Origin of the sequence: Streptomyces albospinus (assembly GCF_014648695.1) — a bacterium.
GTDB lineage: Bacteria > Actinomycetota > Actinomycetes > Streptomycetales > Streptomycetaceae > Streptomyces > Streptomyces albospinus.
In genome coordinates this window covers 12,586-31,121 of record NZ_BMRP01000013.1, presented here as the reverse complement: position 1 = coordinate 31,121, position 18,536 = coordinate 12,586, and the positions used below count along the sequence as shown (strand labels likewise).

The 18,536-nt window shown below is 74.4% G+C and carries 16 protein-coding genes and 1 pseudogene; 14 read left to right on the top strand and 3 right to left on the bottom strand.

Features of this window, described 5'->3' with window-relative positions; all coding sequences use genetic code 11:
- The 7 genes and pseudogenes from IEZ17_RS42520 to IEZ17_RS19120 form a co-directional block, all read left to right on the top strand.
- Positions 1 to 247, top strand: a pseudogene (locus IEZ17_RS42520) (ATP-grasp domain-containing protein); the annotation flags it as partial.
- The gene (locus IEZ17_RS42515; protein WP_229852387.1) at positions 244 to 588 is read left to right on the top strand and encodes a hypothetical protein; all 345 of its coding nucleotides are present in this window, start codon (positions 244 to 246) and stop codon (positions 586 to 588) included. The pseudogene IEZ17_RS42520 and the gene IEZ17_RS42515, both read left to right, overlap by 4 nt.
- A 64-nt stretch (positions 589 to 652) precedes the next feature.
- A complete protein-coding gene (locus IEZ17_RS19140; RefSeq protein ID WP_189301710.1) occupies positions 653 to 2,740 on the top strand; it encodes a SpoIIE family protein phosphatase in 2,088 nt (695 codons plus the stop codon).
- A gap of 2 nt (positions 2,741 to 2,742) precedes the next feature.
- Positions 2,743 to 3,546, top strand: coding sequence for a uracil-DNA glycosylase (locus IEZ17_RS19135; protein ID WP_189301708.1), 804 nt, complete (start codon positions 2,743 to 2,745; stop codon positions 3,544 to 3,546).
- A 67-nt stretch (positions 3,547 to 3,613) separates the two neighbouring features.
- Positions 3,614 to 6,058, top strand: a complete 2,445-nt coding sequence (locus tag IEZ17_RS19130) for a SpoIIE family protein phosphatase (RefSeq protein WP_189301706.1) — start codon at positions 3,614 to 3,616, stop codon at positions 6,056 to 6,058.
- 102 nt (positions 6,059 to 6,160) lie between these two features.
- Positions 6,161 to 6,799, top strand: a complete 639-nt coding sequence (locus IEZ17_RS19125; RefSeq protein ID WP_189301704.1) for a TetR/AcrR family transcriptional regulator — start codon at positions 6,161 to 6,163, stop codon at positions 6,797 to 6,799.
- Positions 6,796 to 8,190: an MFS transporter gene (locus IEZ17_RS19120; protein WP_189301702.1), complete on the top strand. Its 1,395-nt coding sequence runs from the start codon at positions 6,796 to 6,798 to the stop codon at positions 8,188 to 8,190. The genes IEZ17_RS19125 and IEZ17_RS19120 overlap by 4 nt, the downstream gene beginning before the upstream one ends.
- Positions 8,191 to 8,249: 59 nt before the next feature.
- On the opposite strand, the gene IEZ17_RS19115 is transcribed toward IEZ17_RS19120, so the two are convergent.
- Positions 8,250 to 9,644: a tetratricopeptide repeat protein gene (locus tag IEZ17_RS19115; RefSeq protein ID WP_189301700.1), complete on the bottom strand. Its 1,395-nt coding sequence runs from the start codon at positions 9,642 to 9,644 to the stop codon at positions 8,250 to 8,252.
- A 158-nt stretch (positions 9,645 to 9,802) separates the two neighbouring features.
- Between IEZ17_RS19115 and IEZ17_RS19110 the strand changes: the two genes are divergently transcribed.
- From IEZ17_RS19110 to IEZ17_RS19090, 5 genes are all read left to right on the top strand, one after another.
- On the top strand, positions 9,803 to 10,966 hold the full coding sequence (locus IEZ17_RS19110) for a CaiB/BaiF CoA transferase family protein (protein ID WP_189301698.1): 1,164 nt from the start codon (positions 9,803 to 9,805) through the stop codon (positions 10,964 to 10,966).
- A 177-nt stretch (positions 10,967 to 11,143) separates the two neighbouring features.
- A complete protein-coding gene (locus tag IEZ17_RS19105) occupies positions 11,144 to 12,103 on the top strand; it encodes a trypsin-like serine peptidase (RefSeq protein WP_189301696.1) in 960 nt (319 codons plus the stop codon).
- Between the two features lie 281 nt (positions 12,104 to 12,384).
- Positions 12,385 to 13,278 (top strand): alkaline phosphatase family protein, encoded by an 894-nt coding sequence (locus IEZ17_RS19100; RefSeq protein ID WP_189301694.1) that lies wholly within the window; start codon positions 12,385 to 12,387, stop codon positions 13,276 to 13,278.
- 5 nt (positions 13,279 to 13,283) lie between these two features.
- Positions 13,284 to 14,609, top strand: a complete 1,326-nt coding sequence (locus tag IEZ17_RS19095) for an MFS transporter (protein ID WP_189301692.1) — start codon at positions 13,284 to 13,286, stop codon at positions 14,607 to 14,609.
- Positions 14,606 to 15,628 carry a TolB family protein gene (locus tag IEZ17_RS19090; protein ID WP_189301690.1) on the top strand — a complete coding sequence of 341 codons (1,023 nt, stop codon included), beginning with the start codon at positions 14,606 to 14,608 and terminating at the stop codon, positions 15,626 to 15,628. Before IEZ17_RS19095 ends, IEZ17_RS19090 begins: the two co-directional genes overlap by 4 nt.
- A 51-nt stretch (positions 15,629 to 15,679) precedes the next feature.
- Here the strand turns inward: IEZ17_RS19090 and IEZ17_RS19085 are convergent, their stop codons facing one another.
- A complete protein-coding gene (locus IEZ17_RS19085; protein WP_189301688.1) occupies positions 15,680 to 16,582 on the bottom strand; it encodes a DMT family transporter in 903 nt (300 codons plus the stop codon).
- 168 nt (positions 16,583 to 16,750) lie between these two features.
- Between IEZ17_RS19085 and IEZ17_RS19080 the strand changes: the two genes are divergently transcribed.
- Positions 16,751 to 16,963, top strand: coding sequence for a hypothetical protein (locus tag IEZ17_RS19080; RefSeq protein WP_189301687.1), 213 nt, complete (start codon positions 16,751 to 16,753; stop codon positions 16,961 to 16,963).
- A gap of 34 nt (positions 16,964 to 16,997) precedes the next feature.
- Positions 16,998 to 17,462, top strand: a complete 465-nt coding sequence (locus IEZ17_RS19075) for a cupin domain-containing protein (protein WP_189301685.1) — start codon at positions 16,998 to 17,000, stop codon at positions 17,460 to 17,462.
- A 299-nt stretch (positions 17,463 to 17,761) separates the two neighbouring features.
- Here the strand turns inward: IEZ17_RS19075 and IEZ17_RS19070 are convergent.
- Positions 17,762 to 18,536 (bottom strand): SDR family oxidoreductase (locus IEZ17_RS19070; protein ID WP_229852386.1); only part of this gene is annotated, 775 nt, incomplete at its 5' end.

The following is an 18,536-nucleotide window of genomic DNA, read 5'->3' as shown; positions in this document are numbered from 1 at the left end:
CGTGGCCACCCACAAGGAGCTCTATGCGCACTACCGCCCCGAGCTGACGGCCCGGATCGCCGGTACGGTCTTCACCGACTTCGCCGATCCGGCGACCGCGCTGGACGAACTGACCGCGTTCTGCCGGGAGACCGGCATGGCCGGCGTCGCCGCCTGCTGGGAGTTCCTCTCCCCCGTCGCCACCCGCCTCGCCGCCGCGCTCGGGCTCCCCGGCCACCTCCCCGGCCGCCCGGCGACCACATCATGAAGCTGGTCGAGGAGGCCCGTGGCATCGACGTCGCCCGCGCCTACCTCCAGGCCGTCCTCGGCGAGCGGCCCGACGTCACCCCGCGGCGGGACGCCGCCGCGATCCGCTTCCTCACCGCCCCCGAGGCCGGCACGCTGCGCTGGATCAGCCGGCTGCCGCGGGGCGACCGGGTCATCGCGACGTCGCCGGCGAAGCTGCCCGGCGAGGAAGTGGGCAGCCCGCACGACAGCATGGGGCGCATCGGCCACGTCATGCTGCGGGCCGGCACCGCCGCCGAGGTCAACCGCGCGGCGGACGAGGCGATGCGCTCGGTCACGGTCGAGTCGGCCACCCGCTGGTAGGACTGCCGCGGCCCCGGGAGCGGCGTAACGTCAGCACTGTGCCGTGGCTGCGGGCGGGTGCACCATGACGACCCATGGGGCCGACGACTCCCCCCTGGGTCGCGCGCTGCTGCGGTCGATGCGCGAGACCGGGGCCTCCGCCGGCATTGTCTACGAGCTCGCGGCCGACGAGCCGGTGCTGCGCCTGGCCGCCATGAGCGGCCTCCCGCCGCCGATGCTGGACCCGTGGACCCGGATCGCGCTCGCCGCGCCCATCCCGGTCGCCGTCGCGGCGCGCTGCGGGCGCCTGGTGTGGGCGGCGGGGCAGCCGCAGCTGGCCCGGGACTTCCCCCGGACGGCGGTGGCGCTGCCGTACGACTTCGCGCTGGGCGCGGCGCCGCTCAACGACGGGCCGGTGTGCCGGGGAGCGGTGGTGCTGCTGTGGCCGGCCGGCCACGCTCCGGAGCTGTCCGGGGCGGAGCGCACCGCGCTGGACACCGCCTGCCGGCGACTGGCGGGCCTGCTGCCGGCCCGGGGCACCGCGGACCGCCCGGTGGTCCAGCTGCCACCCCCGGCCCGGACCGCGGTGCCGGGCGAGGCGCAGGACGCGGTGGACTTCGCGGAACGGCTGCCCGGCGGCTGCTTCGCCCTCGATCTGGAGGGCCGGATCACCCTGCTCACCTCGGGTGCGGCGGAGCTGCTGGGCGCCCCGGAATCCCGGCTGCTCGGTGCCCGGCCGTGGGACGTGCTGCCGTGGCTGGCCGACCCGGTCTTCGAGGACCGCTGCCGGGCCGCGGTGATCAGCCGCCGGCCGACCTCGTTCAACGCCTGCCGCCCGCCGCACCAGTGGCTGGCGTTCCGGCTGTTCCCCGACGGGCGGGGGGTGAGCGTCTGGATCCGGGCCACGGACCGAGAAGGGGGCCCGGTGGTCCCGTACCCCACCGACGTCGTGCCGCTGCGGGCCGCGCAGATGTACCACGTGCTGCACCTCGCCGCCGGGCTCACCGAGGCGGTGACCGTGCACGACGTCACCGAGCTGTTCGCCGAGCAGATCGTGCCGGCGTTCGGGGCCCAGGGCATGCTGATGTACGTGGCCGAGGCCGGCCGGCTGCGGACGGTCGGCCAGCGCGGCTATCCGCCCGAGGCCGTCGAGGCGTACGAGGGCAGCCCCCTGCGCACCGCGAACAGCCCCACCGTGCGCGCCCTGGCCACCGGCGAGCCCGGCTTCTTCACCTCCGCCGAGGAGACCGACCGCCAGTTCCCGGGGCTGGCCGAGCTGACCGGGATGGCCGCCCGTGCGGTGCTGCCGCTGATCGTCTCCGGCCGCCCGGTCGGCTGCTGCGTGCTGGGATACACCCATTCCCGGACGTTCAGCCCCGATGAACGCCAGGTGCTGACCTCGCTCGCGGGGCTGATCGCCCAGGCGCTGGACCGTGCGTCGCTCTACGACACCAAGCAGCAGCTGGCCCACGACCTCCAGGCCGGACTGCTGCCGCGCAGCCTCCCGGAGGTCCCCGGGCTGTCCGTCGCCGCCCGGTATCTGCCGTCGACCCGCGGGATGGACATCGGCGGCGACTTCTACGACCTGATCCGGCTCGACGCGCACCGGGTGGCCGCGGTCATCGGTGACGTGCAGGGCCACAACGCCGCGGCGGCGGCGCTGATGGGCCAGGCCCGGACGGCCGTGCACGCCCATGCGACCGCGGGCGCGGCACCCGACGAGGTGCTGGCCCGCACCAACCGGCTGCTGACCGACCTGGACCCGGACCTGTTCACCAGCTGCCTGTACGTCCTGATCGATCTGCGCACCCACGAGGCGTGCCTGGCCGGTGCCGGCCATCTGCCGCCGATCCTGCGCCACCCCGACGGCCGCACCGGCGTGCTGCGGATGCCTCCCGGGCTGCTGCTGGGCGTCAGTCCGGACGCCCGGTACCACGCCACGACGATCCCGCTGCCCCCGCAAGCGGTGCTGGCCCTGTACACCGACGGCCTGGTGGAGCGGCCGGGCGCCGATCTGGACAGGTGCATCGCCGAGCTGGCCGCCGATCTCGCGGACGCGCCGTACGGGGACCCGGACAAGGTCGCCGACACCGTCCTCAGGCGGCGCGGCGCCCATGAGGAACGGCTGGACGACATTGCGCTGCTGCTCCTGGCGCCGTCCGGCGGGGACTGACCGTGGCGGGCCGCGGATGCGCCCCGACCGGTCCGCCGCCGGGCAGCGACGAGCGCGGCTTTCCGGCCCATCAGGCGCCGCGCTGCGCGGGGTTGGCGGCGCTCGATGCCGCCGTGGTGGGCTGCCGGGCCTGCCCCCGGCTGGTGGCCTGGCGGGAGCAGGTGGGGGCGGCCCGGCGGGCGGCGTTCCGGGACCGGGAGTACTGGGCTAAGCCGGTGCCGGGTTTTGGCCCGCCGGACGCCGCGCTGGTCGTCGTCGGGCTGGCACCGGCCGCGCACGGCGCCAACCGCACCGGCCGGATGTTCACCGGCGACGCCTCGGGGGACTTCCTGTTCGCCGGGCTGCACGCGGTGGGCCTGGCCAGCCGGCCCACCGCGACGCACCGCGGCGACGGGCTGGAGCTGTACGGCGTACGGGTCACCGCGCCGGTGCACTGCGCCCCGCCGGGGAACCGGCCCACTCCGGCCGAGCGGGACACCTGCCGCCCCTGGCTGGCGGCCGAGCTGGGGCTGCTCGCCCCGGGGCTGAGGGCGGTGGTGGCGCTGGGCGGGTTCGGCTGGCAGGCACTGCTGCCGGCGCTCGGTGCGGCGGGCTGGCCGCTGCCGCGCCCCCGGCCCGCGTTCGGCCACGGCGCGGAGCTGACGCTGCCCGCCGCCGGCGGGCGCCCGGAGCTGCGGGTTCTCGGCTGCTACCACCCCAGTCAGCACAACACCTTCACCGGCCGGCTGACCTTCGCGATGCTCGTCGAGGTGCTGACCCGGGCCCGTGAACTCGCCGGTCTGCCCGCCGGGCCGAAAGACCCGTGACCAGTACTCTCAGAAGGGGTAAATCACGCATATCACGCATTCGGTCGGCAGAGACGGAACGGCTCAGATGGTGGAGTGTGAGGAGAACGGCCACTACGGGCGGCAGGCGTCGTTCGACATCGCCGATGCCGCCCTGGTGCTGTGCGACGCGCACGGCCGGGTCGAGAGCTGGCCCGAGGGCGCCGAGCGGCTGCTCGGCCACCCCGCCGCGGACGTCGTAGGGCAGTCCGTCACGGCACTGCTGGCGCCACAGGACGCGGAGCGGGTGCCCGCGCTCGCCGAGGAGTGCCGCGCCCGCGGCGGCTGGAGCGGGCCGCTGACCGCCCGCCGCAAGGACGGCGGCCTGGTCGGCGTCGCGGTGCAGCTGGCCCTGGTGTCGGACGGCACCGGCCGGCCGCACTGGCTGGTGGCGGCGGTCGAGGCACTGCCCCTCCAGGGCTGGACGATGAGCCGCCCCGTGATGGAGCGGATGCTGATGCAGACGCCGGTCGGAATGGCCGTGGTGGACACCGATCTGCGCTTCATCTGGTCGAACACGGCACTGGAGCGGTTCGGCGGCGGCCCGGGGCGACAGCGGATCGGGCGGCGGCTCAGGGAGGTCCAACCCGGCCTGGATTCGGACGCGTTGGAAGCGCAGATGCGGCAGGTCCTGGAGACCGGGGTGCCGGTGATCGGCCACGAGCACATCGGCCGCCCCCGTTCGGAACCCGAGCAGGTGCGCGCCCACGCCATGTCCTTCGTACGGCTGGAGGACGGCAACGGCCGCCCGTTCGGCGTCTGTTACACCGTCACCGACATCACCGAGCGGTACCGCAACCGCCAGCGGCTGCTGCTGCTCGACCGGGCCGGCCAAGACATCGGCCGCACCCTGGACGTGATGCGAACCGCCCAGGAGCTGGCGGACGTCGCGGTGCCGGACCTCGCCGACTTCGTCGCGGTCGACCTGGTGGACTCGGTGATCCAGGGCGGCGAACCGCTCACCGGACCGCCCGGCGACGCGGAGATGGTCGCGCTGCGCCGCGGCGGCCAGCAGTCCGCACGGGAGGGCATCCCCGAAGCCGTCATCGGGGTCGGGGACCTGGCGTCGTATCACGCCTGGTCGCCGCCCATCCGGGCGCTGGCCGACGGCAAGTCCTGGCGGGTGGAGTGGCTGGATCCGCTCGGCGCGGAGTGGGCCGCCGACATCCCCGGGGGCCGGCGGGCGCGGATGCGGGCGATGGGACTGCACACCGCGATGGTGGTGCCGATCCGGGCGCGCGGCACGACGATGGGGGTGACCAGCTTCTTCCGCAGCGAGCAGGGCGAACCGTTCACCGAGGACGACCTGCGGCTGGCCGAGGAGTTCGTCGCCCGCGCCGCGCTCTGCGTGGACAACGCCCGCCGCTACACCCGGGAACGCGAGGCGGCGCTCACCCTCCAGCGCAGTCTGCTGCCGCACGGCGTGCTGGAGCAGAGCGCACTGTCGCTGGCGACCTGCTACCGGCCGGCCGACGAACTGGCCGGCGTGGGCGGCGACTGGTTCGATGTGATCACCCTGTCCGGGGCGCGGCTGGCCCTGGTGGTGGGCGAGGTGCGCGGGCACGGCATCGGCGCGATCGCCACGATGGGGCGGCTGCGGACCGCGGTGCAGACCCTAGCCGCCCTGGACCTGCGCCCCGAGGAACTCCTCGCCCATCTCGACGACTTGGTGAGCCGGGTGTCGGAGGAGGGCAGCGATCCGCCGGGCCCCGACACCGGGGTCGTGGGCACCAGCTGCCTGTACGCGGTCTACGACCCGGTCGGCCGCCGCTTCACGGCGGCCAGCGCGGGGCACCCGGCCCCCGCCATCGTCGCGCCGGACGGCACCGCGTCCTTCGCCGAGGTACCGGTCGGCCCTCAACTGGGCGTCAGCGGGCTGCCGTTCGAGGCCGTCGAGGTGCCGGTGAAGGAAGGCAGCGTCCTCGCGCTGTACACGGACGGACTGCTGGCGGGCGTGGAGCGCGGCGGTCCGCGCGGGCCGGCGCAGCAGCGGCTACTGGAGGCGCTGACCGCGCCGGGCGACTCGCTGGACGCGCTGTGCGAGTCGGTCATCGGCACGCTCGTGCCGGAGCGGCCGTTCGACGACGTCACCCTGCTGCTGGCCCGGACCCGGGGTCTGGCCCCGGACCGGTTCGCCTCGTGGGAGCTGGCCTCCGATCCGGCCGTGGTGGGCCGGGCCCGCGAGATGGCCGCCGCGCAGCTCGCCGAATGGGGCCTGGTGGAGCTGGAGTTCACCACCGAGCTGGTGGTCAGCGAACTGGTCACCAATGCGATCCGGTACGGCACCGGGCCGATCCGGCTGCGGCTGATCCTGGAGCACACCCTGATCTGCGAGGTGTGCGACGGCAGCAGCACCTCCCCGTACCTGCGGCATCCGCGCACGACCGACGAGGGCGGCCGGGGGCTGTTCCTGATCTCGCAGTTCACCCATCGCTGGGGCACCCGGTACACCACCGACGGAAAGATCATCTGGGCCGAGCAGCTCCTCGGCTGACCCGCACCGCCACCGCACCGGACCGGACCGGCCCCACGACACCACGAGCAGCGGACGACCAGCGAGTAGACAGTGTCTACGCGACCCTGGTAGACACTGTCTATGACCTCTGCGAACCCTGCATCCGACAACTCCCTCCGGGAGCGGCTGATCGACGTCGGCGTCGATCTCGTGACGACCGACGGACCCGACGCGCTGGGGCTGCGCGAGATCGCCCGGCGCGCGGGCGTCTCGCACGGTGCGCCGCGGCGGTACTTCCCCACGCACCGGGCCCTGTTGTCCGCGATCGCCCGACGGGGGTTCGCGGAGCTCGGCGAGCGCATCGCGGACGTGGCCGGCGCATCGGGTCCGCCGCGCGAGCAGGTGGCGGCGCTGGCGCGGGCCTACGTCGGGTTCGCGCTGGAGCGGCGCGGCATGTTCGAGCTGATGTTCCGGCACGACCTGCTCAACAGCGAGGGCGAGCAAGAGGCAGCGGACGGGCCGCGGCTGCGGGAGTCGACGGTGCCGCTGTTCCGGATGCTGGTGGAACGCGTGGCCCGGTGCGGCGGGTCCGAGGAGGCGGGGGTGACGGCCGCCGCACTGTGGGCGAACCTGCACGGGATCGCGCAGTTGTGGCGGTGGGGCAGTCTCCAGCTGGCGATGGGCGGGCCGGCGGCGGACGGCGGCGCGCCGGACGCGGAGCTGCTGGACCGGCTGCTGTCCGCGGCGCTGGACGCCCATCTGGGGCCGGTGACGGCATGAGCGCGGGCATACGGGAGCGGCTGGTGCTGGTGGTCAGCGTGGCCGGGGCGATGCTGGTGGCGCTGGACGGCACGGTGCTGCTGGTGGCGCAGCCGGGACTGCAACGCGATCTCGGGGCGAGCGTGGCGCAGGTGCAGTGGACGAGCACCGGCTACCTGGTCGCGGTGGCCGCGCTGCTGGTGATCGCCGGCCGGCTCGGCGACCGGTACGGCCACCGACGGCTGCTGTTCGCAGGGGTCGCCGGCTTCGGCCTGGCCTCGGGCGGGATCGCGGTGGCTCCCGGGGTCGGCTGGGTGATCGGACTGCGGGTCGCTCAGGGGGTGTTCGGCGCGCTGCTGCAACCGGCGACGCTCGCCCTGCTGCGGCCGGCGTACCCGGCGGACCGGCTCGGTACGGCGGTCGCGGTGCGGACCAGTGCGATCGGGGTGGCCGCGGCGGCCGGGCCCGTACTGGGCGGGCTGCTGGTCGGGCAGTGGGGTTGGCGTGCGGTGTTCTGGATGAACGTCCCCGTCGCGCTGGTGCTCGCGGTACTGGTCCTCGCCCTGCGGGTGCCGGCCCCGCCACCCGCGGGGGACGGGCGGCTCGATCTGGTGGGCGCGGGTCTGCTGGCACTGGCACTCGGGGTGTTCGTCGAGACACTGAGCGGGGTGCCGGGGCGCGGCTGGACCGCCGCGCCGACGGTGTGGGGGCTGGCCGCGGCGGCGGGCCTCGCGGGGGCGCTGGTCGTACAGGAGCGCCGGAGCGCACAGCCGATCGTGCCGTCCGCCGTGGCCGGTTCCCGGTCCGTCACGGCGTCGATGGCGATGCTGATGCTCATCAGCGGCGGCATGTTCGGCGCGCTGTTCGCCGCCACCTTCGTCCTTCAGGACGTGGTCGGGCTGGGGCCGTTCGCCAGTGGTGTCCGGGTGCTGCCGCTGACCGTGCTGATGGTGCTCGGCGCACCCGTCGCCGCCGCCGCGCTGCGGCGGTACGGCCCGCGCCGGGTCGCGGTGTCCGGCGTCGCCCTCGTCGTGCTCGGGCTGGTGGGGTTGTCGGGGCTCGGCCCGCACAGCGCCTGGCCGGTGGGCGGGGCCGCGTTCGCCGTGCTGGGCGCCGGGTTCGCCGCGGTGATGGTGACCGCCACCGGGACCGTCGTGGGCGACGCGCCACCCGGGTACGCCGGGGTCGTCGGCGGGCTGAAGCAGACCGCGGTGAACGTGGGCCCGGCCTTCGGGATCGCGGTCGCGGCGAGCATGATGTTCCTCAAGTCGGCGTCGGGCGGCCCCGGTTCGGCCGGGTCCGCGGCGGCGACCGGCGGCGCGCTGCTGGTCCTGGCCGGGATCGCGGCCCTCGGACTGCTGCCGGCGGGACTGCTGCCGGGGCGGCCGGCTCCCGCCGGCGCCGCCGGGTGACGCCGCCGCGCCGGCCGGGACACGGCCGGCACGGCGCGCCCCCTACCGCGCACGCCGCCTCAGGCAGCCGCCTGCTCGGCGGCCCGCTTCCGGGCGGCTGCCGCCCGGTCCGGCGCGCCGAGCCGGTCCTCCAGGCGGGCCTTGGCCGACCAGTTGTACGGGCAGATCGGGCGGAGGTGGATCCGTTCGCTCAAAAGGGTGCGGGCGAGTCCGGGGCGGTCGGCGCGGAGCGCGGCCTCGACCAAGGTGCGCTGCACGGCGTCTCGTTGGGCGTGGCTTCCGCCGAACTCGTGGACCCGGTGCCGGATGGGCAGCAGCAGGTCGGCGGCGGCGGGGTAGTCCCGGGAACCGTAGGCGATCAGGGCGCGGCACACGGGCAGGCCGATCTCGGCGGTCATGGCGCGGTTGGCGCCGGCGGGTTTTGCCGCCAGCCAGCTCTCGCGGTCCCGGACCAGGCGCCGGGCCCGGTCGATGCGGCCGGCGCCGACGTACGCCATCACCGCGTGGGCGTCGTTGAAGGCGTAGTGGGGGCCGTCGGCGCGGCGCTCCCAGGCGTCGGCGAGGGCGGCCCAGCGGGTGCTCTGGTCGTCCTCGGCCAGGTAGAGCCGCCACAGGAGGGCGGCGGCGTCCAGGAGTTCCATGGCCACGCCCGGTGAGCCGTCGTGGTGCAGGGCGGAGTCGTAGATGTCCAGGACGCGGGCGGTGTCGCCGGACTCCAGGGCGTAGAGGGCGTAGTGCCACCAGTTGTGGACGGTGAGCAGGGTGCCGCTCGACCAGTCGCCGGTGCGGGCGTCGAGGAAGCGGATGCCGTCGGCGAACCGGCCGCGCATCTCGTAGGTGTGCACGACGCCGTGGATGGCCCACACGTCGTGCGGATGCCGGTCGAGTGCGGCCCGGCCGACCTGCTCGGCGTATTCGTAGTGCCCGGTCTCCTCCAGACCGAAGGCGTACATGCCGAGCAGCGGGGCGCGGTGCGGATCGTCCGCGTCCCAGGCGTCCAGCGCGCCGCCGACGCGGTCGCGCAGGCGCTGCGCGTCGCCGGTGAGGAAGTCGTGGTGGTGCCCGGCGAACAGGGCCAGCAGGTCGCGGGGGTGGGCGACGGCGATCTCGCCGAGGATGCGGCCCGCGGTGCGGTAGTCGCCGTCGAGCCAGGCGGCCGCGGCGGCGACGTGCATGCGTTCGCGCGGGGTGAGGCGGTCGGCGTCCAGGCCGGCGCGGAACCGGCTGAACCGCTGGTGGGCCTCGGCCGCGCCCTTCTCCTCGGTGCCCAGGACGCCCAGGTAGGCGGCGAGGGCCTGGCCGATGGGCGAGCGGGGCGCGGCGGCCAGCAGCGCCTGGGTGGTGTCGGTGATCCTGGGGCGGAAGAACAGCAGGTCGTCCAGGGCCTGTTCGTAGTGGCGCAGGGCCTCGGCGCCGGTATCGGTCATGGCGTGTCCGTGCCGGTCCACGGTCATGGTGACTCCTGCGGGGTGCGGGGGGTGCGGGAGAGGGGACCGCGGGATCCCGCCCGGCGGACGGGTGGGGTTCCATGGGGCAGCAGGTGCGGATCCATGGAGGCATAGGTACCCCGCTCCTCGCGTCCACGCCCCGGTTCTCTCGGAAAGGTCCTCATATGCTCCCTCTGGACGGCATCACCGTCGTCTCCGTCGAACAGGCGGTGGCGGCGCCGTTCGCCACCCGCCAGCTCGCCGACCTCGGCGCCCGGGTGATCAAGGTGGAACGCCCCGGTACGGGCGACTTCGCCCGCGCCTACGACGAGACGGTGCGCGGGATGTCCAGCCACTTCGTCTGGCTGAACCGCAACAAGGAGTCGATCGCCCTCGACATGAAGGACCCCGCGGACGCCGGGGTGCTGCGGCAGCTCATCGCGCGGGCCGATGTCTTCGTGCAGAACCTCGCACCGGGGGCGGCCGAGCGGCTGGGGCTGGATGCCGGGACGCTGCGGGAGGGCGATCCGCGGCTGGTGGTGTGCAGCATCTCCGGTTACGGGTCCGGCGGGCCGTACGAGCACAAGAAGGCCTACGACCTGCTGGTGCAGTGCGAGGCCGGGGTGATGTCGCTGACCGGTACGGAGGAGGCCCCGGCCAAGATCGGGATCGCGGTGGCCGACATCGCCGCCGGGATGTACGCGTACAGCGGGATTCTGACGGCCCTTTACGAGCGGGAGCGCACCGGGCGGGGCGGCGCCTTCGAGGTGTCGATGCTGGAGGCGCTGGGCGAATGGATGGGGTACCCGCACTACTTCACCCGCTACGGCGGCAGCCGGCCGCCGCGCTCGGGCGCCGAGCACGCCGCCATCGCCCCGTACGGGCCGTACCGGGCGGCGGCGGGGGCCCAGGTCTTCCTGAGCATCCAGAACGAGCGGGAGTGGGCGGAGTTCTGTACGCGGGTGCTGGAACTGCCACAGCTGGCGGCCGATCCGCGGTTCGCCCGTAACTCCGTACGGGTGGCGAACCGGGAGGTCCTGCGGGAGCGGATCGAGGAGCGGTTCGGCACGATGACGGCGGAGGAGGTCGAGGAGCGGCTCGAAGCGGCGCGGATCGCGCACGGCCGGCTGCGGGACGTCGCGGGGTTCGCGGCGCATCCGCAGCTCGCCGCGCGGGACCGCTGGCGGACCGTGGACTCCCCCGTGGGCCCGCTCGAAGCGCTGCTGCCACCGGTCACCGTCGCCGGGCGGGAGCCACGGATGGACCGGGTGCCCGCGCTGGACGAGGACCGGGCGCGCATTCTGGCGGAACTCCGCGGGGCGGTAGGGGAAACGCGAGGGGAGCGATGACGACCCTCTGGTCAGCCGCCGTTCTCCGTACGACCATGTCGCCTTACCACCCTGTCGGTTGACGTCCGCGTCGGCTGACCACCGTGTCGGCCCTCCATGGCACCGCCCCGTCTCGCGCAGCCTCTCGTTCGTTCCTCGCCGTACGCCGTACGACGTGACCTCGAAAGGAACACGACCATGGGCAGACCCCTTCCCGTACCCGGCCGCCTCGCGCGGCTGCTGCTCGCCGCGCTGCTGCTCGTCCTCCCGCTGACCGCCCTGCCGGCACCGCTCGCGCACGCCGCGGGCGATCCCGGCTCCCCCTCGTCGGCGGACGACCGCTACTGGACCGCGCATCGCATGGAGGCCGCCGAACCGGTTGCGGTGAAGGGGAGTTCACCCGCCCCGACCGCGGCCGGCACTCCGGTGCCGCCCAGCCACCCCTTCGACGGGCTCCCCCAGGTGGGCACGTTCTTCTGGACGGACGGGCACAACATCGGCCGCTTCTGCGGCGGGACGGTCATCCGCAGCCCGCACCGCAACCTCGTGGTCACCGCCGGGCACTGTCTGCTCTCCCCCGACCCGAAGAAGTACCTGTCGTTCGTGCCGCAGTACCACGACGGGCTCAAGCCGCACGGCATCTATCCGGTCGAACGGATCTATCTCGACCAGCACCTCTACGACCTGGGGACGGACGGGGGCGCCCGCTGGGACTACGCGGTCGTCCAGGTCGGTGCGCGCGAGGACGGGTCCGAGGTCCAGGAGGTGACCGGCGGCTTCGACCTGCTGCCCTACCCCGGCTACGTCCACCACGACGTACGGCTCATCGGCTACCCGGGCAGCAGTGATGTCACCTACCCCAAGCCGCTGGACTGCTCCTCGTCCACCCACCGCTACACCAGCACCGACCCGGCCGCCCCGGGCGACTTCCTGGAGATCGCCTGCGCCGGCTACATCGGCGGCACCTCCGGCGGACCCTTCCTGGTGCGGGACTTCCGGGGTTACGCCCTGATCGGTGTCATCGGCGGCTACCACACCGGCGGCGACACGCCGGACATCTCGTACAGCGCGTACTTCACCCTCGACACGGCGCTGCTGTACGTACACGCCGTACGAGGCGACACGCCGGCCGCGCCGCGCCCCAAGCCCACGGCCTGACGCACCGGACCGCCCGGCCCCGGAAGCCCCGGGTCCGGGCGGTCCGCATCCCCGGCGGGGGTTGCCACACGCTGCGGTCGCTGAGGGCGGCGCCGCTCCGGAGGTGACCGGAATCGCACCGGCGTGGCCTGAATTCCCCTGTGCGAGCGGCCAATTGAACGAGGACCATCGTTCATCTGTTCGCCAGTTCTTCACCCGGCAGACGCGGCCGAATCCATTCGTCGGCTTCTAGGGTTACCGCGCTCTCTCCCCCACTCGTCACTCCTGTCCGGAGGACAGTCATGACCGCAGGCAAGGCACGCAAGCGCAACCGGCGTACCCTCACCGCCCTGGCCGCTACAGCGGCCCTCACCGCCACGTCGGCGGCGCTGTGGGCCACCACCGGCTCCACCGCGTCCGCGGAGGCCGCCGGGCTCCCGTCGCCCGACCACGTGGTCGTGGTGGTGCTGGAGAACCACGCCTACAGCCAGGTGATCGGCAGCTCCGACGCGCCGTACATGAACAGCCTCAAGGCCGGCGGCGCCGACCTCACCCAGTCCTACGCGCTCACCCACCCCAGCGAGCCGAACTACTACATGCTGTTCTCCGGCGACAACCAGGGCCGCACGGACGACAGTTGCGTCGACGTCGGGTCGATGTCCGCACCGAACCTCGCCTCCGAGCTGACCGACGCCGGCCAGAGCTGGGCGAGCTACAACGAGTCGCTGCCGAGCCAGGGTTCGACGACCTGTAGCAGCGGGGACTACGCGCAGAAGCACAACCCGTGGTTCGGCTTCTCGAACGTATCGGCCGACACGGCCATGACGATGGATCAGTTCCCCAGCGACTACAGCACGCTGCCGAAGGTCTCGTTCGTCATACCGAACCTCTGCAACGACATGCACGACTGCTCGGTGTCCACCGGTGACACCTGGCTGAAGGACAACCTGAGCGCCTACGCGGACTGGGCCAAGACCCACAACAGCATCCTCGCGATCACCTTCGACGAGGACAACCGGCTGTCCGGCAACCGCATTCCGACCCTGTTCTACGGTCAGCATGTGGCACCCGGCAGCTCCAGCGCCACCCAGTACAACCACTACAACGTGCTCCGCACGCTGGAGGACCTGGCCGGGCTCTCCACCCACGCGGGCAACGCCGCCTCGGCGTCCGACATCACCGACATCTGGAACTGAGGCCCGTGTATCTCGCGGACTCCCGCAACGGCACCACGCGCGAGACCTCCGGCACCGCAGCCGCCGCCCCGGGCAGCATCCGTCCGGGGCGGCGGGCTGCGGTGCCCGGGACGGTCCTGGCGCTCGGTGCGGTCAGCCTGATCACCGATGTCTCGGCGGAGATGATCACCGCGGTGCTGCCGCTGTACGTCGTCACCGCCCTCGGACTCTCCCCGCTCGGCTTCGGGCTGCTGGACGGCATCAACAACGGTGTGGGCGCGCTGGTCCGACTGGCCGGCGGCCACCTCGCGGACGGCGGCGGCCGGCGGCACAAGGTGGTGGCCGGGCTCGGCTACGGCCTGTCGGCGGTGTGCAAACCGCTGCTGCTGGTCGCCCACGGACTGCCGGTCATCAGCGCCGTACTGGCCGCCGACCGCACCGGCAAGGGGCTGCGCACCGCGCCCCGGGACGCGATGATCTCGCTGGCCACCCGGCCCGAACACCGGGGCCGGGCCTTCGGCGTGCACCGCGCCATGGACACCACCGGGGCACTGCTCGGGCCGCTGGCCGCGTTCGCGGTGCTGCGGGCCACCGTCGACGGCTATGACGCGGTGTTCACGGTCAGCGGCTGCGTCGCGGCGCTGGGCGTGCTGGTGCTGGTGCTGTTCGTCCCCGGCCGGGCCGGCGGTGCGGACACCGCGCCCGCCGCCGCGCGTCCCGCGCTGCGCGACTCGCTGGCCCTGCTGCGCCGCCCCGCGCTGCGCCGGCTCACGCTGTGCGCCGCGCTGCTCGGGCTCACCACGGTCAGCGACTCCTTCCTCTACCTCCTCCTCCAGCGCGAACTGGGCGTGCCCGCCCACCTGTTCCCGCTGCTGCCGCTCGGCACCGCGGCGGTGTTCCTGCTGCTCGCCGTCCCGCTGGGCGCGCTCGCCGACCGGATCGGCCGCCGCCGGCTCTTCCTGGCCGGGCACGTCGCGCTGCTGCTCGCCTACGGGCTGGTGCTCTCCCCGCTGGGCGGCGCCCCGGCCGTCGTCGCGGTGCTGGTGCTGCACGGCGCGTTCTACGCGGCCACCGACGGAGTGCTGGCCGCCGCCACCGCGGGGGTCGTCCCGGCCGGGCACCAGGGTGCCGGGCAGGCGCTGGTGGGCACCGGCCAGGCACTCGCCCGGTTCGTCTGCTCGCTGGCGTTCGGTGCGGCCTGGAGCCTGTGGGACGCGCGGGCCGCGCTCGCGGTGACCGCGGCCGGGCTGGCCGTCAGCGCCGTCGTCGTGGCCCGGGTGCTGCGGACCACCGAGGGCACGCCGGAGGAGAGCGACGACGACCGCCGAACCGGCAACGAGGTGTCCGGATGACCCACACGTCCCGTCTGGCAGTCCTGTTGGCCGCCGTGCTGCTGCTCGGCGCGGTCGGCGCCGTGGCGGTGCTGCGAGCCGCCGACCGGTCCGGCAGCCGCGACCGGCAGCAGGCCGGCGGCCCGGCCGTACACGCCGGCAGCGTCTCGCTCCGGCCGGGCGCAGACCGCCGGTTGCTGGTGCGGAACCTGGCGTGGGGGCCGCACCGCGACGAGATCGCGAGCGTGCCCGCCGGCCGTCCGCAGGGCCCGCGTACCGCCTCCGGCGTGAAGTGCCTGCGCTTCCACGCCGCCGCCGGCACCGCCATCTGCCTCCAGGCCGAGCACGGCGCGCTGGAGGACACCTACCGGGCCGTGGTGCTCGACGCGCACCTGCACGAGCTGCACCGCTTCCCGGCGGCCGGGATCCCCACCCGGGCCCGGGTCTCGCCCTCCGGGCACCGGGTCGCCTGGACGGTCTTCGTCAGCGGCGACTCGTACGCCGGCACCAACTTCTCCACCCGGACCGCCATCGTCGACACCCGCACCTGGGCGATCGACGACAACCTGGAGCGCTACGCCGTGGTCAAGGACGGCCGGCCATACCACGCCTCCGACATCAACGTCTGGGGCGTCACCTTCGCCGACGACACCCGCTTCTACGCCACCCTGGCGACCGGCGGCCGGACCTATCTCGTGCGGGGCGATGCCGCGGCCCGGACGCTGACCACCCTGCACCGCAACGTGGAATGCCCCTCCCTCTCCCCCGACGGCACCCGCATCGCCTACAAGAAGCGCGCCCCCGGCGCCTCCCCGGACGCCCCCTGGCGGCTGTACGTCCTCGACCTGCGCACCATGGCGGAGACCGCCACCGCCGAGCACCGCAACATCGACGACCAGGCACTGTGGGCCGACGACGCGACCCTGGTCTACGCGCTGCCCGGGGACTACGGCTCGGATCTGTGGACGGTTCCGGCGAACGGGTCGGGGGCGGCCCGCCGGCTGATGACGTCGGCGGTGGCACCGGCGTATGTGCGGTGACGGGACGGCCCGTGCGCGGTGCTGACGGACGACTCAGGCGGGCGGAACGACTCAGGTGGGCGGGCCGGGCGGCCGGGGGCCGGCGGCCTGACCGGTCGCCAGGTCCCGGGCCAGCGCGACCCGGGAGAGCAGCACCGCGCCCCACAGGACCAGCCCGACGCCCAGTCCCTCCAGGAGCAGCCACCACCCCACCCGCACCTGCTCGTCGAAGAGCGTCACCCCCAGCGACAGGCTGACCAGCGCATCGCCGAGGATGAGCACCGGCTGGGAGGCGGTGAGCGGGCCCGACTGCATGGCGTTCTCCATGAGGAACAGCGCCAGTGCGCCGACCAGTGCGAAGCCGTAGGTCTGCCAGGACAGGAAGAACCGGGCGGGGCCGGCGGCCTGCCAGATGTGGGTGGCGTCCTTCAGCAGGGCGGCGGTGAGCGCGTACGCCACGGCCGTGGCGGCGCCGAAGCCGGCGGCCCGTACGCTGCCCTCCCCGCGCCGCAGCCCGGCGCCGACCGTGGCGGTGATCACCGCGGCGCAGACGACCAGGGCGGGCACCCAGCGGTTGAGCGGGGCGTGGTCGCGGCCGACGGTGGGCGCGGCGGCGGCCAGGGCCGTCCCCAGCCCGACGACGAGCAGCCCGACACCGGCCCACCCGGCCCGGGAGACCCGCCCGCCCAGCAGCAGCCGCCCGATGAGCAGCGCCAGCGGCAGTTCCAGGACGAAGATCGGCTGCACCACCGACAGGGCGCCCATCGACAGCGCCAGCGCCTGGAAGCAGGCCGCCGGCAGCACCATCACCATCCCGGCGAGCCACACCGAGCTGTGCAGCAGATCGGCGATCAGGCCGAGCCGCAGCCGGCCGGAGACCGGCACGGTGCGTGCCGCGTGCCGCTGGAGCACCGTGGAGAGCGCGTTGGCCGCCGCGGCGAGCAAGGCGAACAGCACGGCCGGCCACCTGGTCACGCACCCACCTCCTCGGCCTCCTCATGCGCCTCGTCCGCGTTCGACGCTAACGGGACGACGGCCGGGCCGCCCGGCGCCGCCGGGCAAGGGGAGGGCCGCTGTCGTTCGTCCGCGTGACCGCCCGGCGCGTCGCTTGGACGTCGGCCGTACCTCCTCCACCGTGACAGCGTGAGCCGCTCTCTTGTCCTCGCCCTTGTGTCCGGTCTGCTGCTCGCCGCGACCGGCTGTGTCTCGCTCGCCCGGCCGCCGGGTCAGGGCGCCGGTTCGCGGCACCGCACGGTGGCGCCGGCGCAGCTCCCCCGGACCCTGCTGACCTGGCTGGAGAGGCCGGATGCCGGGACCGCGCCGAAGCGCCGGTGGGAGCATGCGATGGACGGGTGAGGGCACTGGGGCCCGCACCGAGGAGAGGAGCGGCATGGGGTACGACGCGTTTCATCCTGACCTCGACGGCAGCGGGGCGGACGGTCCCGCCCCGCTGCGGGCCCGGCTGCACCACATCCGGGCGGACGCGCTGGACGGCGACACCGCGCAGACCGGCGGGATGCGGCGGTTCGCCGCGATCAGCGGGCGCGCTGTCGGGTCGGAGCGGATCTGGATGGGGCAGACGCATGTCGCCCCGGGTACCGCCTCCTCGAATCATCACCACGGGGCCTCGGAGACGGCGATCTACGTCGTCAAGGGGCATCCGGAGTTCGTGTTCGCCGAGGACACCGGCGGGGCCCGGGAGGAGGTCCGGCTGCGGACCGCTCCCGGGGACTATGTGTTCGTGCCGCCGTATGTGCCGCACCGGGAGGAGAACCCGAGCCCGGACGAGGAGGCGGTGGTGGTGATCGCCCGGAGCACGCAGGAGGCGATCGTGGTCAATCTGCCGGGGCTGTAAGGGAGTTCGCGGTGTCCCGGGCGGCAGTCTCCGCGATGTGGCCGACCGCCGCCCGGCCGCACACCATGGCGGGGCCGATGGTGGCGCACTGCGGTCGAGGGCGGCGGCGAGCGCCTGGCGGGGATGCCGGTCAGTTCCTCACCCGTACGTGATCCCACCTCGTCCGTCGCCCGCTACCGCCCGGCAGGCCGGCACACAGCCGTCCATCCGCCCGGCGGCGGGGCGCGCGTTCCACGGACGGGCCGGTGTACGCCGGCGGAGCCGCCGCGACGCCGGCCGGCGGTGCTCGGCGGGTGCGGTCAGCGGGCGCCGTACACCGGCTGCGGGGGCTCCGCGGCGGCGAGCAGTTCTCGGGCGGTCCCGCCCGCCTCGGCCGGGGTCCAGCGGGCGCCCCTGTCGGCGGTGGGGCCGGGCCGCCAGCCCTCCATCACGGTGATCCGGCCGCCCTCCGCCTCGAAGACCCGGCCGGTGACGTGGGCGCTGTCGGCGGCGGACAGCCAGACCACGAGGGGGGAGACGTTCTCCGGGGCCATGGCGTCGAACTCCCCCTCGGCGGGCGCCGCCATGGTGTCGGCGAAGGTCTGCTCGGTCATGCGGGTGCGGGCGGCCGGGGCGACGGCGTTGACCTGGACGCCGTAGCGGCCCAGTTCGGCGGCGGCGACGAAGGTCAGGCCGAGGATGCCGGCCTTGGCCGCGGAGTAGTTGCCCTGGCCGACGCTGCCCAACAGCCCGGCGCCGGAGCTGGTGTTGACGACCCGGGCGTCGGGTGTCCGCCCGGCCTTGGCCTCGGCGCGCCAGTGGGCGGCGGCGTGCCGGAGCGGCAGGAAGTGGCCTGTGAGGTGGACGCGCAGGACGGCTTCCCAGTCGTCCTCGTCGAGGTTGACCAGCATCCGGTCGCGCAGGAAGCCGGCGTTGTTGACCAGGCTGTCCAGCCGGCCGAAGGAGTCCAGGGCGGCGGCGATCAGCGAGGCGGCGCCGTCGCCGGTGGTGATGTCGCCGGTGTGCGCGACGGCCTCGCCGCCGCGTGCGCGGATCTCCTCGACGACCAGTTGGGCGGGTCCGGCCGAGGCGCCG

Coding starts and splice junctions, on each gene's coding strand:
- IEZ17_RS19140 (WP_189301710.1), top strand. CDS start 653: ATGACGACCCATGGGGCCGACGACTCCCCCCTGGGTCGCGCGCTGCTG.
- IEZ17_RS19090 (WP_189301690.1), top strand. CDS start 14,606: ATGACCCACACGTCCCGTCTGGCAGTCCTGTTGGCCGCCGTGCTGCTG.
- IEZ17_RS19130 (WP_189301706.1), top strand. CDS start 3,614: ATGGTGGAGTGTGAGGAGAACGGCCACTACGGGCGGCAGGCGTCGTTC.
- IEZ17_RS19100 (WP_189301694.1), top strand. CDS start 12,385: ATGACCGCAGGCAAGGCACGCAAGCGCAACCGGCGTACCCTCACCGCC.
- IEZ17_RS19110 (WP_189301698.1), top strand. CDS start 9,803: ATGCTCCCTCTGGACGGCATCACCGTCGTCTCCGTCGAACAGGCGGTG.
- IEZ17_RS19075 (WP_189301685.1), top strand. CDS start 16,998: ATGGGGTACGACGCGTTTCATCCTGACCTCGACGGCAGCGGGGCGGAC.
- IEZ17_RS19125 (WP_189301704.1), top strand. CDS start 6,161: ATGACCTCTGCGAACCCTGCATCCGACAACTCCCTCCGGGAGCGGCTG.
- IEZ17_RS19115 (WP_189301700.1), bottom strand. CDS start 9,644: ATGACCGTGGACCGGCACGGACACGCCATGACCGATACCGGCGCCGAG.
- IEZ17_RS19120 (WP_189301702.1), top strand. CDS start 6,796: ATGAGCGCGGGCATACGGGAGCGGCTGGTGCTGGTGGTCAGCGTGGCC.
- IEZ17_RS42515 (WP_229852387.1), top strand. CDS start 244: ATGAAGCTGGTCGAGGAGGCCCGTGGCATCGACGTCGCCCGCGCCTAC.
- IEZ17_RS19105 (WP_189301696.1), top strand. CDS start 11,144: ATGGGCAGACCCCTTCCCGTACCCGGCCGCCTCGCGCGGCTGCTGCTC.